Genomic DNA, 15,057 nt, shown 5'->3' on the forward strand with positions numbered 1-15,057 from the left:
GACAAAATTTGCATCTAGCACATCAAATTATTATTTTACCCCTTTTAGATCTGTTCTGTCTCTCTTTTCACATAAAGTACATGTTTTATCTAACAAAGCACGCTCATTCACAACATCTTCTATGATACCACCGACTGACGTGAAATTGAACCTTCTTGCCTCGATTCTTCCAATCACTATTGGAGAAAAATAATTTGATAATATGTCATATTACAGTACCCAAAAAAACCGAGACAAATTTTTGCCTCGGATTTCCTTTTATTGAATTTCTTCCTGTAGTTGCTGCGCTAAAAATGCCACTAGATCACGAAGATTGTCAGGTGTTACACCATGTCCATCTGGGTATTGCTTAAAGGTCACCTTAGCACCAAATTGTTCAAAGATCTCTTTACTTTCCATACCCCATTGAGAAGGTATTACATAATCATAATCGCCGTGCGATATAAAAGCATGTAAATGTTCTACAGAGCGAATAGCATATTCCTCTGTCACAAACTTTGGCATATACCCACTTAATGCAACAATCCCTGTCACTAAATTCCCCATGACAAAGGCAAGTGATTGTGCTAAAACCGCGCCTTGGCTAAAGCCTAAAACAAATACTTTATGAGGATCAATTTGATATTCATCGATGGCCTCTAATATAAATCGTTGCAATGCTACCAACACTTTATCGAAGATAGCACGATCTGGTTGCCCTACGTCTTGAATAGTAAAAAAAGCATAGCCAGGATGTTGCGTAATTGGCCCTCGTAAACTAAATATATGACATTGCTCTTGAAAATCCTGCACTAATTGTGGTAAATCATCCTCATTACTGCCCATGCCATGAAGCAAAAAAATAGCGGGGTATTTCTTCGTAGGGTCCATATTTGTTGGTTGTGTATGGTTAAAAGTAAATGGTGTATTCATTCAATCAAATTCCTTTCGCGTAAAGCTTCGTAACAAAATCAGCATAATTTTGTTCTATTAATTAATCCATCTGTATGGTAGGCAATATAGCCATTAACAATTCGTATCGTTTCTTGAGGGTCTGCGTCAAAGAGTATTTTTGATTGCTCTGGCGTGGAAACAAGCACGGTTAATAAATCCATGCGCATGGAATGCCCAGCAGAGCTATAGGCATAATCGTAAATAATCGCTTCCTCTGTCATCTCTTCCGACTCATATTGCTGATGGAATAAATCCTTTGCAGCATCCAATTGCTCTGCTACTTGTTGACGAATTCGCATCTGATGCATTAATAATTCCTCTTCAAGAGCTGATGGCTTTAGCCATTCTTTAGCTCGAAGCATTTTTAGAAATTCTTGCTCCCAAGCCTGTTCATTCTCAGTAAAATAGAGCATATTAATCATCAACATGTCCCAAAAGTCTACAGATGTTGAAGCTGATTGTCGCTGCATGGCAATCGTTTCCTTAAAATGCTCTTCCACTTTTGTAATATTCATATTGCGAACTAAATGGTTACATACGTTTTCTATAAACTTATTTGCCACTTCTTGTGCCATAAAAAATCCGTCCTTTATATCAACAAATCAATTTCTTTCTTATCATACCATGATTGTGAAATATGGCAACGAACCTCGCTCACTAGATTTTTAAGTAAAAAGGATGACTCCATATACTTTGGAGACATCCAATTATCTTATGAGAAAACATAGCTATCCATATTGTCGATTGTATTTTGAATAGCAGCTTTCAACGATTTTTGCTCTTCACCACAAGAAGCTAGCGCATCCTCCAATGTCAGTGCAGCATTCGCTATAAATGGAGCCATTTGCAAATCTTTTGCCAATTGAATAAGTACGAGGGCTCTATTCCATTTCCAACGAGGATTTGTTGGATCTAGCTGAATCGCTTGCTCCAAATAACCGAGGGCATCAAATGGCATCCAGCCAAAGCGGTGCATCGTCTGCCCTGTTATCCCCCAGTAGACAGCCTTATTTGGGTTTTCCTTTACTGCTTGCTGAAAGCAGTGAACACTTTCATTGTAATGATGTGCGAATAAGAACAGCTCTCCTTGTGTAAAAAAGGATTGCGCTTTGTCAGCTGATGCTCCAGTTTTTGCGACTTCCTCCAATTGCTGAATACGCTTCGCAAATGCCTCTTCATCTTTTATTGCTCGTATATCTACCACTAGATCTGATTCTGGATAGCTTTCATCAGCTCGTTCCACATGCTGTACTTCGATATGAGCAGTTGGCTTTGGATAACGATCATATTCATATTCTTCTAATAATCGAATATATTTTTGTGCCAATACTTTGTCCTCTTCGTTTGTCACCTGCTTCGCTAATTCATAGCATTTCATCAGTTCACCATTATAAAAATAATCATCCATTGACATTTATATTTCCTCCAGTGTACAACTATTCAGTATTTTTAGTATACACCACAAAAACAAAAGAGACCGTATCTAAATAATTTTGATACAGTCTCTTCCTTTTCTATTTATTTAACACAACCGTATTTAAGAACGTTCGTAAATCTTCTTCTTTAAGAGCTCCTACAAAGCGATTTACTTCTTTACCATCTTCGAAACGAATGAATGTTGGTGTTGCCTTAATATTATATTTTTCCCATAGATCATCGTATTCATAGACATTCAATTGAGCAATATCAACACCAAGCTCATCGGCCATTGGCATTAATACTGGTGTAAATGCTTGACAGTGTACACAGATTGGACTGAAGAAGTAAGCATTAACCGGTTCGCCCGCTTTAATTTTAGCTTCTAGTTCGTCTGGTAACATAATGTTTTGATAGTTTTCATCATCCAATTGATCAATTGTTTCTTGTTTTAGCTTTTTATCGCCATAAGGATTGTTTGCGCTTTCTAATTTACTTTTGTTTGAGATGTTGGTAAGCACAATAATTGCTGCAAATAAAACAACAATCACTGAACCAATAATTAATAGTTTTTTCACTAAAGCAGTGACCTCCTTTTTTACACTAAAAGCCCTAGTTTTAGTGCATTCGCGATTGATTATAAATTCTTTTGAAAACCTAGTAAACTAATTCGCCTTTAAATGAAGATATTTCACATTTATAACATAATTTTAAGTATATTTGGGAACATACATAATGAGAGTTCATGCAAATTTGAATGTGGGGTGATTATGATGAAAAACTCGTTCCAGCATGTTTTTCAAATTTATACAAAAGATATCCGTAATATTGTTACAAACTGGGTCGTAGCTGTTATTATAGGTGGACTAATTTTTCTTCCTTCTCTTTATGCCTGGCTAAATATTTATGCCTCTATGGACCCTTACGCCCACACCTCTAATATGAAAATCGCAATTGTTAATGAAGATACGGGAACCACCGTAAGAGATGAAGCAATTAATGTCGGGAATGAGGTTATTGAGACTTTACGTACGAATAAAAGCTTTACTTGGGTGCTACAGACGGAAAAGGAAGCTAAGGAGCATTTGAAAAATGGTGATTACTTTGCAGTCATTGTCATTCCAAATGATTTTTCGCAAAAACTAACATCCATTCTTACCGATCAACCAACGAAGGCGCATATTGATTATTATGTAAACGAAAAAAAGAATCCTATTGCCCCTAAAATTACAAGTAAAGGAGCGAGCGTACTTACACAGCAAGTTTCCAATGAATTTGTATCGACCGTCAATGGGACACTTTTTTCGATTTTTAATACAATTGGCATTGAAATGGAACGTGACATTCCTGATTTCCGCAAATTCGAAAATTATGTTTTTACTATCGAACAGCATTTACCTGATATTAATTCATTTTTAACGCAAGCCTCTACTCAAGGAAAAGAGGCAAATCAATTACTTAATCAGGCACTGACACAAGTTCCACAGGTGGAACAACTAACAACAGATGGTTTAACTACCATTCAAAGGGGTTTACATTTAGTGAATGAAGCAGATGCTTTATTTAATGAACTATCTCCTGTCATCAAAAAGGATGTCACAACTGTTCAAAATATTGCCCAACATTTTACAGATATCATCAATAAGCTCAATAACATAAATTTTGACCCTGCCTCTATTACACAAACGAAAGAGGCACTTAAAAATCAATTGTCTACTTCCAAAGACAGCATAACCAATAGTATTCAGACGCTGGAGGCACTGCAAAAATTAATTCAGGCAGATGCTTCGACTCGTAAGCAATTAGAAGACTCTTTAACAACCATTATCGGTTCTTTGCAGGAAAGTAATGCGGAAGCGAATCAGCCAATCATTGAACAGCTTACAGCCATTCGCGAAGCCTTGGAGCATCCTCCAAACTTCATTGATTCAACGTCAAATGCGCTTAACTCATTACAACAATTACAGACTCTACATGACGATTTACTAAATAAAATGGATCAATTAAAGCCCATTGATAAAGATGTCATTAAGCAGGATATTACAGCTATACAACAAATCGCACAAAATGCTACAGCTAACTTACAAAAATTCTTATCCTACTATAACGAAAGTCTAGAGCCACAAATTCGTTCCACCCTATCGAGCGCGAAACAAACTTTAACTAACGCTTCTGCCATGCTGACAAAGGTAAAACAATTCATACCTCAGGCAACAGATAAATTGACACAGGCCAAAAACACGCTAGGAACAGCGAATCATGCTATTCAAAAGATACAAACTGAATTTCCAACTTTAAGTGCTAAAATCAAAGAATTAGCGAATAAGCTACGAACGTTAGAAGAAGAAGCAGATATAGCAGAGATTGTGCAATTACTAAAAAATGATGTCAATGCCGAACGTGATTTCTTTGAGGAGCCTATTAAATTGAAGGAACATCGCGTATTCCCTATTGCGAACTACGGAACAGCCATGACACCGTTTTACACAGTACTATCTATTTGGGTAGGCTGTCTATTATTAATTTCATTATTGTCTGTGAATCTTCATGGAGATACGCCATATAGTATTCGAGAAATTTACTTTGGTCGACTCTTAACCTTTGCAACTTTTTCATTTATTCAAACCCTTATTATTACCATTGGAGATATTTTCTTAGTAGACGGCTCCATTCAAGCACCTGCCTACTTTATCTTATTTGGACTTTTCATTAGTCTCGTATTTGTAACAGTTGTCTATACACTCGTAGCCGTCTTCGGTAATGTAGGAAAAGCATTAGCGATTGTGATGCTTGTGTTACAAATTGCAGGTTCTGGTGGAACCTATCCTGTCGAGTTATTACCAAGGTTCTTCCAACTAATCAATCCATTTTTACCTTTTACGTATGCGATTGAAATGATGCGTGAAGCAGTCGGTGGAATTATCTGGTCAACTGTCTGGATGGACCTCATCTTCCTATTAGGTTTCTGGTTCATTTTTATCCTGTTCGGATTCTTCTTAAAAAAATTATTGAGCGAGAAAATGGAACATTTCATGAACAAAACACGTGGATTAGATATATTTCACTGATTTTCAACGTTGTGCCTGTAAATGTTTAAGAAAACGATGTTATAATGGAAGCATTGTAAACATGTAGGAGGCGCTATTTTTGAAGAAATCGATTACTATTTTTGTTGTATTGGCGTTACTGTTATTAAGTGCTTGTGGAGAAAATAAGAACAGTGCTGAAACCACTCCTAAAGCAAATGATGCTTCACATGAAGGCCATGACCATGCGGAGGCATCTGGTGATATCCAAGAGGAAACTGCTTCTGCTGATGTCCTACCGACCTTTTTAGAGGGCAAACAAGAAAATATTCGCTTGGTCTATCAAATAGCTGGACAATCGACAGAGATTCTTGAATGGATGCCGTGCTACTGCGGCTGTGGTGAATCTGCTGGCCATAAAAGTAATTTAAATTGCTTTATTCAGGAAAAACGTGAGGATGGTTCGATTGTTTGGGATGATCATGGGACACGCTGTTTAGTGTGCTTAGAGATTGCTGTCCAATCAGCACAACTGCACAAAGAAGGCAAGAGCTTAAAAGAAATTCGTCAGTTCATTGATGACACGTATAAAGAGGGCTATGCAAAACCAACACCAACGGACATGCCTGCATAAAAAAGCAAAGTCGCACATTCGCGACTTTGCTTTTATTGTTTCAGTTGATTTTTCTTTCGTTTACGAAGGATGATAAACAATATGACTGCGATGACAAGGATGAGCCCAACAAATTCTGCAATTAAAACATAGGATATGTCGCCTTTTTTCGCTACTTTCCCATCTTCCTTATCAGCATTTTGATTTACGGCTACAACAAATTGCCCTTCTTTTGTTTCAATCGCAGCGTCTGCCTGTGAATTCGTCTCCTTCAAGTAAGTATAAAAGTCACCTTTTACAGAAGTATTTTCTAATGAATGAATCCATAATAAAGGCTCTTTAAGCTGCCAGAAATTTTTGGTTATAAACACATATTGGCCAATTGCCTCAGGTAAAAACCCTTGTGAGATAAGCTGCTCAGATGTATGAGGGATTTGTGCAGCTTGCTTGGAAAGCCATGTTAGTTGCTCCCTTTCGCCCATAAAAATGACTGCATGCTCTTGTAAAGCTTCCTCTGTCACATTCTTATCCTTCATCAGCAAAGTTTTCGCCATTTTACCATTCGTCATTAACGATTTATAAAGCGATACCATTGTTGTATCGTTAATTCCTCCATTATCAGGTATAACGATTAATGTATTTTCATGAAAAGCATTAGGAAAATCACGTAAGGTAAACGTTGGTTCAGCATTATCTTTTGTAATCGATAATGTACTATCACTATCAATGTAGATCCAATAGCGTTCATTGGTTGTTTCGCAAGGATCCTCCAGTTGGAAGCCTGTTACTTCAAACTGAATATCGGTCATTGACAGTTTGTTGAGCACATTTGTTTGGATCGGTATAATGGCCTCATACATATCTGTTGTCGTTTGTTCTAATTTTCGTAAATCTACTGCATGAGGAACATTATTGATATATACGATCAATTCTAATTTTCGGTCCTCATCCTCTTTACTGTCAGGTATTGTTGCTGATTTTTTAACGACCAAGCGCATAATAGCTTCCTTGTTTGCCTCTAACTTTGGCAATGACACATAATAATGAGGTGTCATTGTCGCTTGGCTGGATAAAAGTCGATCCTCAAAGCCAAATTGCTTAAATGAAATCGTCGTATCAGATCGATCTTCTATTTTAGGAACATCCTTAATTGCTAATGTATCACCAATTAATTGCTCGAATAAGCTTGCTTCGGTTAAAAAAGAAAGTCGATCCTCAATAGCTTGGCCATTTGAAGAGGTTACAGCTAAAAGAGGCACTTTTCGATTCGAGTTTGTATTCAGCAACTCCTGCATCGTAAGTGTCATGGCATCTTGCTCAACGTTTATATTTGCTAACATCCTTTTTAAGAGGCTTGTACTAAACTCATTCTTTGCCCCTACAATGATGATAGGACCTGTTAGCTTATTAATAGCATCTTCACGCTCAATCTGTACATCTGAGTCGCCATGTTCGGATAAAAAGGCTGCGAGCTGATACCCACTGTTTAAAGTAGCCTCAGAGGCTTGCTTTGGTACAATAATCGTCGTAGCATATCCCTCATAGCTCAAAAACGCAGCAGGATAGCTATTTAATGACCAAGCTTGACTCTCCTCGCTAAATGCTGAAATAGACGATAGTATTTCGATACGTAGCCAATTTCCTGCATTGCCAGGAGGCACACAAATCCCTTCCTTAAGAATTCCATAAAAACTAGCTGTGATTTTATGAGAGCCCTTTAGTAGTGCTTCTTTTGGAAGGTTAACGGTAACAGTCTGTTTTAATAAATCTGCTTTCAATGGAACTGTTTTAATCGCTACATCATCCACTTTCACTGTGAAGGAGGATGGAGCTATAAGTAGCTCAGAATGCTGGATTTGAAATGTCACTTGCTGGTTATTGGACGATACATCCTCATTTAGATTGTAATAAAAATCCCTTGACGAGGAAGGTCCCTGTAATTCGATTGGCTGTGCTAATAACGGCTTCTTTTGCTGCTGATTGCCTTCTATTGCAATTATGTTGTCATCTACGGTAATGGTAGCTGCAACTGCATCGTTAGCAAAACATAAAAAACCAATACAAAATAAACACAAATAGAAGAATTTGGTTCTCATTATTCTGCTCCTTTATCTGATTGCTTGGAAAAACGCTCTGTTTTATACCATTGAACTTCTTGACCAGTAAACATGCGCTTTACTTCTAATAGTAATGACCAAACGACTAGCACAATCCACATTTGAGAGTAGGTAAAATACATAAGTATGACATAGAAGAAATTTTTTCGATTCATTTCTGTTTTTTCAATACTTAAGGTTATCATTACTTCTCCTAAAAATAGTAAAAAGGCTAAAACCCATAAAACAAGGGCAATGTCACCAACGGTCAATCCAATATCATAAAATAAATTAATAATAAACAGGGCATTGGATAAAATGACTCCAAAGAAAAATAAAAAATACGTAAAAAAGAAATAAAATAAATCAAACATGATACTTTTTCTTTTGAGGGTGAAGAATTGACTTAAAAACTTCAGCACTACATATTGATTACCTCTTGCCCATCTAGTGCGTTGCTTCCACCATACTTTTAACGTTTCTGGTTCTTGCTCCCACGTAATGGCTTTTGGGAAAAAACGAATATGGTAGCCTAAATTATAAACACGGATGGTTAGCTCTGTATCTTCAGCCAATGCTTTTACATCCCAACCGCCTAATTGCTCCAAAACCGTCCGTCGGATTGCGAAATTGGTGCCAGGTATAGTTGCCACCTTAAACCATTTCCAACGCCCGCCTTGAGCCATCCACTGGAAACAAATTGTTTCTATATTAATAAAACGAGTTAACCATGTTTCTGCCGCATTAATAACGCGAAATTTCCCAACAGTGGCAGCTGCTTTTGGATCATTCATGAGCCCCATTACTAAATACCAAACGGCCATCCGTTCAGGTGTATTATCAGCATCATAAACAACAACAATATCCCCTGTGGAATCAGCTAGTGCCGAATTTAGGGCAGAGGATTTACCCTTCCCTTTGTTTGGCTCTACCGTTTCAATGACACGAATAAATGGGAATTTCTCTGCATACCGCGCTGCAATAGCACCAGTTTCATCCGAGGAATTATCATTAATGACAATCACCTCTAGTTGATCTTTCGGATAATATAGTCGTGACATAGCTCGGAGCGTCTGTTCAATCACAAGTGCTTCATTGTGCGCCGGTATAAAGACACTGACAGAGGGAACCTTGTCCATTTTTTTAGCCCAGTCATCAATTGGCTTTTCAAAAGTACGGAAGTGTAAATAACCCCCCTCCATTAAAAACATATGGTAAAGCAGCATGATCCAAATGAGGAAAAGTGATATAAAAAATAAGGTATTAGCCATTTGTTTTCCTCTCCTCAAATAATCTCTTACGTAAGGTAATACGTAAACGCAAGGTGCTAATAAAAAATAATGTAACAAACAGTGAAACAATCAAGATAAGCGCCCATAAAATTAATTCAACTGGTCGTTCTTCAAATAATATTTTTAAACGTTCGATTTTTGTAAATGCTAATTGTATTGTTTGTTCACCGTTTTCATGTTGCTTAATCGAAACATTTTTGGATGTTACTTGTTGCTTCGTCTGTCTGAGATTAAGTAGCTCAATTTGTGGATGTTCACTTAAACAAACGGCAAGCTCCTCAACATAGGAAGCGTTAAAATAGGCAGGATATTGAATACCGATAATAGAACTAGGAACTTTTAATAACAGTTTTATTTTCTGTTTAACAGGATACAAAGGATTATTGTCCGTATTGGCAATAGTACCTACTGTCACCGGGTAAATGGTGCGACTGTCGATTTGCGATAAATATAGCTGTTGACTTCCTTGTTGAATACTGCCCTTAAATAAAGGACTGTCCCCACTAATTATCGTTGGATAAATTTTACGAAGCACTAAATAATCGAGATTCTTTTCAGTTTGACTAGCAGTAGAAGAAGAAAGGACGAATGGATATCCTTCCTTTTGCAATTTTTGTAAATAACTTAATAATTTTTTGTTATCGTGTAAGTAATAGGTTTCTTTTTCAAATTCATCTTGTAAAATCGGTGTGATTTCAAGAGCTATAGGGATTCTTTTTTCTGAAAATTCCATCACTACGTCTTCTAATTGTTGAACTTCTGTTTTCATATTAATATCCGTTAAAACAATATAGGCAGGATGTATTTGAGGCTTGGATAAATGCAAAAGTTCACCTATCATAGCTGGCCATTGATAGAGTAATAAATCTTTATTGATGAAATCTCCAATAAATGACCAATTATCCTTTGTGACGATAAAAGGATAGGATTGATTCAAAGAAGTGGCACTCTTTACAATTTCCCAGTCTGCAGATGGTTGTATACTTTTCCAACGAACAGGGTTACTTAAACTTTCTTCACCTATAGCTCGAAGTTCCACTGTAGGTCCTTCATGCCAAGTTGAAAAATTTTCAAATTGAAGTGCATTCTCACCAATCAGCAAGACAGGTCCTTGAAATTGATTTATTGAAGATAGTGCATTTTGAGGGATTTTTGTTTGGTAGGAGCTCAAAATTACAATGCGTTTATATTGTTGGAGATTGCGTTCATTGACATCCTCTATAAAAACAACATCCACGGACGTAGATGTTTGTAGCATCTCTTGCAATGCGAATACATCTTCATTTGGCTGCTGATTACTTGTGATATAAATCAACGCCACATCCTTGTCAGCTTCTCCTGCATATGCGATTTCCTTATTTATGAAAGTATAAAAACAAAGCAGTCCCATGGCAAACCATAATTGATAGTTAGAGCGCACTTGTTTTCATCTCTCTTTCCAGATCTTTTAATAGTTCATCAAATGATGATTCTTGCAGTGGCTGATAGGTGAAATAGCTCGTTTTATAACTTATCGTCACCCATTTACCTTTTAACAATTGATGATTTTTCAGGGCTTGGTCCAATTTGGCATAGATGACTTCCATATGTTTATCTGTCGTATCAATAAGTAGCAACCCAATATGATCTTCACGAAAACGAAATTTTTTATCTGTTAGTCTGATCGTTTGTTGAATTTTTTGCGAAAGCTGTTGCCAAAAATGTTGTATTTCTTTTGCTCCATAAAGCTGTTGGAATTTTCGATAATTCTCAATTTTTAACACCATGAAAACAAAGGTTTGCTTCTGTCGATCTGCTCTTCGCATCTCCTCATTGACACTTATTTGCATACGTGTTTCATTTTCAAAACCGGTTTCAACATCAATCGCTACATATTTCCTTACGTCTTCTTGCAGTTTTTTTATATAGTTTTCCTGTTTTTTCATTAATTCATGCAATTTACCGGTACAAAGTATGAGGATTAATAACATAATGCCATAGAGGAAAAATAGCTGCATGGAGAAGGACGGATTTAGAAATGTCATAGATCCTGATATTCCTGAATAAAGCAGTGTGGAACCTGTAATAAAAATTAATACTAAACTACTTATAAGTCCAAATACGATCCCTCTCCAAAGTGTCAGAACAATTAATAGCAACAAAAGAGCGTATAATAACAAGCCTTCAGCATCCAAACGCAATAAAAAATAAGTAGGTATTTGTAAGAGTAAAATAAGGATAGTTCCATAGACAAAAATAGCTCTATTTCTAGTCATTGTTGTGTGCATTTTTTACCTCCCTTTCGGCTAATAGTGGTAGCAAATTATCAAAACTATGCGTTGACCTTGTTTTTTTATCAACATAACCTGTTGTAGGGTCCTTTAAGTTTTCCATTTTCTCAATAAACTCCTGTGCTATTTGCTGTTCGTCTATTGCAAGCATATATCGCGCTGCCATGGCGTAAACAGCTGGTGACTCATAGTCAACAGTTGGTTGATTCGTTTGAGGATTATAACGACCATATAATTTATTGTCTCTTTTCAGAAGGTTTAATAGCCAGTCTTTAAATACTGCAGTGTCCCCATCGATAGAGGCAAGATGATAAGCTGTATATAATTGATCAATCATGTGTAATTCTTTGTCAAATACATATTTTTCAGTGGTAATATCATAATATTTTGGAAAAAACCCTGCGTTAGCTCGTGGCACATTTTGTATAATAGCTAACTGATGTTGGACTTGCTGTTGGGATAAAAGACCGTTTTCTTCCATCTCATGAAAAGCTGAAGGCATGATATAGCTAATCGTTAGCGTATTGGCTTTGTTATGACTGTCAACATCGACAAAGTCAACAAACAGTTCTTCATTCATTCCATACCGAACTAAGTTTTCTCCAATTTTTTTACCCAATTGTAAGTAAGTTGAATCTTGCCACTTTTCACCTGCTGACAGTAAAACACGAATGATTCGCAAATCATCAATTAATGCATTAACAGAAGCCTTTCTAGTCCCCTCTATACGCCAGACAATAAAATCATTTGCTAAAAAGTATGATTTCATAACATTTATCTGCTCATTAAAACGAACCTGATCATCTTTTTCTAATAAATACGCCAACCATAACCCTACCGACTCTGATAAAAATATGTCCTTTTGGTTTGTTAAATCTGTCCTTAATAGTCCCTTATCATTCAGTAAATCTTCGATAACAAATTGTTCCGTTGATGAAAGAGGAGCTTTTTCTACTTTTACTTCTTTACCTGTACAACTGATTGAAAGAAAAACTACACTCACGATTAACAGCCACCATCTAACATTTCTTATCATCGTCATCATCCTCATTAATAGTTATTTCCCTATAATGAATCCCGGTTTTTTATTATAGTATACAACATTTAGAATGGCTAAGTTTTTATATGAGTAATGTCACACTTTATGCAGATTTAATAAAAAAAGATGCTTAGACAAGGTCTATTGACCCATCAAACATCTACTGTTTTTTATATAAAATCAATATATTTTTATACATTTCTATTGAAAGCAAAATTGTTATTACATTGAATGGAATACACAGACCAATTGTTTCAATTTTAGCTTCATGTCACTTAACAAGCTTCAAAATGGTTTTAAAATGTTCATGATCTGCACGTTGTAATAGCTCATACAAGATCATTTCGGTGCTAGTTGGATAAATACCAAGGGCATTCATCTTCATAAGCCCAATTTCTTTATTTGCCTTTGTTCGAGAAGATACGGCGTCTACAACAACCTCTACTTCAAATCCTTGTTCTTTCAGTTGTCTAGCCGTTTGATACACACAAATATGTGTTTCGATACCTGTGACAATGAATTGAGAACGTCCATTTTCCTTCATCGCTTCTACAAATGCCTCTTCTTGGCACGCACTAAAGGCCATTTTGGCAATAGGTTGCCCTTGTAAATGCTGTGCAATATCAAGTGCCGTTCCACCTAATCGACTTGGATTTTGTTCTAGCCACAAAATAGGTACTTCGAGTGCCTGCATCGCTTGTACTAGCTTTGCTACATTTTCAATTACCGTTTCACTGTCATCAACTATTGTTGCTAACTTTCCTTGCACATCTACAACTACTAAACAAGCTTTCTCTACAGTAAACATCCTGAACACCTCTTTTTCTTTTCTTAATAATATTATACAAAAACTTGCTTACCTCTCGTAAAGTAATAAGGAACTTTCCCTAACAATCGATTGGATAGTTTTGCTTTAGCCTGTCCGTTTCACGCTTCTACCAAGGAAATATTTACAAGCAAAAACACGAACAATATCATTTTTATTGCAATGAAAAATATTTAATATACGGAAAATATAACTTAATTTCAAAAATACCCTTCTGTTTGTTCGTTTTTAATGAAAAATACCTGCTTAAATGTGTACATTTTGTTGCGAGCCTGTCGCCATTCTGCTCAAATATTAAGAATTTTATTTTTCCTCTTGAAAATTAGGTTATAATCCAGTAAAGTTCTGTTATTAACCAAACAAGGAGTGTACCACTTTGACACAACGTGCATACAATTTCAACGCAGGTCCATCTGCTCTACCACAAGAAGTATTAGAAAATGCTCAACAGCAATTAGTAAACTTCCGTGATTCAGGTATGTCCATTATGGAAATGAGTCACCGAAGTGCCATTTTCGATGAAGTACATAATGAAGCTATTACTTTATTAAAAAAACTTTATGCTATTCCAGAAAACTATGAGGTACTATTCTTACAGGGTGGAGCAAGCCTTCAGTTTACAATGGTGCCTATGAACTTCTTAACAACTGAGCAAAAAGCTAGCTATGTATTATCAGGCTCATGGTCTGAGAAAGCTTTTAAGGAAGCTAAATTATTTGGGACACCTGTTGAAGCTGCAAGCACAAAAGAAAACCAATACCGCAATATTCCTGCTTTAGAAGATATTCAATTCAATGAAGATGATGCATATGTTCACATCACATCCAATAATACGATATATGGTACACAATGGAAAAATTTCCCTAGCACAGGAAATGTTCCATTAGTGGCGGATATGTCAAGTGACATCCTATCAAAACCAGTGGATATTGAAAAATTCGGTATCATCTATGCAGGAGCTCAAAAAAACCTTGGCCCTTCAGGTGTAACGGTCGTGATTATTCGCAAAGATTTACTTGAAAAAGCAAATAAAAATATACCAACGATGTTAAAGTATACAACACATGCTGATAGTAATTCCCTTTATAATACACCTCCGACATTCGGGATCTATATGCTCGGCGAGGTATTAAAATGGGTAGAAGCTAAAGGCGGCGTAGCAGCAATTGAAAAACATAATGAATTAAAGGCAAAAGTGATTTATGATGCCATTGACAATAGTAATGGTTTCTACAAAGGCCATGCCACACCTGAAAGCCGTTCTTTAATGAACATTACATTCCGTGTTGCAGATGAGGAGCTGGAAAAACAATTCCTTGCAGAGGCAAAGGCAGCAGGTTTTGTTGGGCTAAATGGACATCGTTCTGTTGGCGGCTGTCGTGCTTCCACTTATAATGCAGTGCCACTTGAGGCTTGCGAAGCTTTACGAGATTTCATGGTAAATTTCCAACAAAAACATCAATAAACTTCTATTTAAAAGATGAGTCTTTCCATTTCGGTAAAGACTCATCTTTTTTTCGCGCTTGTCGAAGGAAATAAGAAATCT

General features: G+C 36.5%; 13 protein-coding genes. 3 read left to right on the forward strand and 10 right to left on the reverse strand.

Features of this window, described 5'->3' with window-relative positions:
- Positions 1 to 258: 258 nt before the first annotated feature.
- The 4 genes from MHB39_RS15110 to MHB39_RS15125 form a co-directional block, all read right to left on the reverse strand.
- Positions 259 to 912 carry an alpha/beta fold hydrolase gene (locus MHB39_RS15110; protein WP_016993498.1) on the reverse strand — a complete coding sequence of 218 codons (654 nt, stop codon included), beginning with the start codon at positions 910 to 912 and terminating at the stop codon, positions 259 to 261.
- 38 nt (positions 913 to 950) lie between these two features.
- A complete protein-coding gene (locus tag MHB39_RS15115; RefSeq protein ID WP_016993499.1) occupies positions 951 to 1,508 on the reverse strand; it encodes a hypothetical protein in 558 nt (185 codons plus the stop codon).
- Between the two features lie 137 nt (positions 1,509 to 1,645).
- The gene (locus MHB39_RS15120) at positions 1,646 to 2,347 is read right to left on the reverse strand and encodes an O-linked GlcNAc transferase (protein WP_342544405.1); all 702 of its coding nucleotides are present in this window, start codon (positions 2,345 to 2,347) and stop codon (positions 1,646 to 1,648) included.
- A gap of 100 nt (positions 2,348 to 2,447) precedes the next feature.
- Positions 2,448 to 2,927, reverse strand: coding sequence for a thioredoxin family protein (locus MHB39_RS15125; protein WP_016993501.1), 480 nt, complete (start codon positions 2,925 to 2,927; stop codon positions 2,448 to 2,450).
- 192 nt (positions 2,928 to 3,119) lie between these two features.
- Between MHB39_RS15125 and MHB39_RS15130 the strand changes: the two genes are divergently transcribed.
- Positions 3,120 to 5,417 (forward strand): YhgE/Pip domain-containing protein, encoded by a 2,298-nt coding sequence (locus MHB39_RS15130; RefSeq protein WP_342544408.1) that lies wholly within the window; start codon positions 3,120 to 3,122, stop codon positions 5,415 to 5,417.
- Between the two features lie 79 nt (positions 5,418 to 5,496).
- A complete protein-coding gene (locus MHB39_RS15135; protein ID WP_016993502.1) occupies positions 5,497 to 6,009 on the forward strand; it encodes a PCYCGC motif-containing (lipo)protein in 513 nt (170 codons plus the stop codon).
- A 32-nt stretch (positions 6,010 to 6,041) separates the two neighbouring features.
- Here MHB39_RS15135 and MHB39_RS15140 read toward each other — a convergent pair whose 3' ends face one another.
- The 6 genes from MHB39_RS15140 to MHB39_RS15165 form a co-directional block, all read right to left on the reverse strand.
- Complete coding sequence (locus MHB39_RS15140; RefSeq protein ID WP_342544410.1) at positions 6,042 to 8,084, reverse strand: cellulose biosynthesis cyclic di-GMP-binding regulatory protein BcsB; 2,043 nt, start codon at positions 8,082 to 8,084, stop codon at positions 6,042 to 6,044.
- Positions 8,084 to 9,355, reverse strand: a complete 1,272-nt coding sequence (locus MHB39_RS15145; RefSeq protein WP_342544411.1) for a glycosyltransferase family 2 protein — start codon at positions 9,353 to 9,355, stop codon at positions 8,084 to 8,086. The genes MHB39_RS15140 and MHB39_RS15145 overlap by 1 nt, the downstream gene beginning before the upstream one ends.
- On the reverse strand, positions 9,348 to 10,796 hold the full coding sequence (locus tag MHB39_RS15150; protein WP_342544412.1) for a hypothetical protein: 1,449 nt from the start codon (positions 10,794 to 10,796) through the stop codon (positions 9,348 to 9,350). Before MHB39_RS15150 ends, MHB39_RS15145 begins: the two co-directional genes overlap by 8 nt.
- Complete coding sequence (locus MHB39_RS15155) at positions 10,786 to 11,643, reverse strand: diguanylate cyclase (RefSeq protein ID WP_036076208.1); 858 nt, start codon at positions 11,641 to 11,643, stop codon at positions 10,786 to 10,788. The genes MHB39_RS15150 and MHB39_RS15155 overlap by 11 nt, the downstream gene beginning before the upstream one ends.
- On the reverse strand, positions 11,624 to 12,682 hold the full coding sequence (locus tag MHB39_RS15160; protein WP_342544415.1) for a hypothetical protein: 1,059 nt from the start codon (positions 12,680 to 12,682) through the stop codon (positions 11,624 to 11,626). Before MHB39_RS15160 ends, MHB39_RS15155 begins: the two co-directional genes overlap by 20 nt.
- Before the next feature lie 274 nt (positions 12,683 to 12,956).
- Complete coding sequence (locus MHB39_RS15165; protein ID WP_339280164.1) at positions 12,957 to 13,493, reverse strand: hydrolase; 537 nt, start codon at positions 13,491 to 13,493, stop codon at positions 12,957 to 12,959.
- Positions 13,494 to 13,887: 394 nt separating this feature from the next.
- Here MHB39_RS15165 and serC point away from each other — a divergent pair, with 394 nt between their 5' ends.
- Positions 13,888 to 14,976, forward strand: coding sequence for a 3-phosphoserine/phosphohydroxythreonine transaminase (gene serC / locus MHB39_RS15170; RefSeq protein ID WP_333005803.1), 1,089 nt, complete (start codon positions 13,888 to 13,890; stop codon positions 14,974 to 14,976).
- The last annotated feature ends 81 nt before the right edge of the window (positions 14,977 to 15,057 follow it).

Origin of the sequence: Lysinibacillus sp. FSL K6-4013 (assembly GCF_038630435.1) — a bacterium.
GTDB classification, from domain to species: domain Bacteria; phylum Bacillota; class Bacilli; order Bacillales_A; family Planococcaceae; genus Lysinibacillus; species Lysinibacillus boronitolerans.

Coding starts and splice junctions, on each gene's coding strand:
- MHB39_RS15140 (WP_342544410.1), bottom strand. CDS start 8,084: ATGAGAACCAAATTCTTCTATTTGTGTTTATTTTGTATTGGTTTTTTA.
- MHB39_RS15145 (WP_342544411.1), bottom strand. CDS start 9,355: ATGGCTAATACCTTATTTTTTATATCACTTTTCCTCATTTGGATCATG.
- MHB39_RS15155 (WP_036076208.1), bottom strand. CDS start 11,643: ATGCACACAACAATGACTAGAAATAGAGCTATTTTTGTCTATGGAACT.
- MHB39_RS15115 (WP_016993499.1), bottom strand. CDS start 1,508: ATGGCACAAGAAGTGGCAAATAAGTTTATAGAAAACGTATGTAACCAT.
- MHB39_RS15120 (WP_342544405.1), bottom strand. CDS start 2,347: ATGTCAATGGATGATTATTTTTATAATGGTGAACTGATGAAATGCTAT.
- MHB39_RS15165 (WP_339280164.1), bottom strand. CDS start 13,493: ATGTTTACTGTAGAGAAAGCTTGTTTAGTAGTTGTAGATGTGCAAGGA.
- MHB39_RS15160 (WP_342544415.1), bottom strand. CDS start 12,682: ATGATAAGAAATGTTAGATGGTGGCTGTTAATCGTGAGTGTAGTTTTT.
- MHB39_RS15110 (WP_016993498.1), bottom strand. CDS start 912: ATGAATACACCATTTACTTTTAACCATACACAACCAACAAATATGGAC.
- MHB39_RS15130 (WP_342544408.1), top strand. CDS start 3,120: ATGATGAAAAACTCGTTCCAGCATGTTTTTCAAATTTATACAAAAGAT.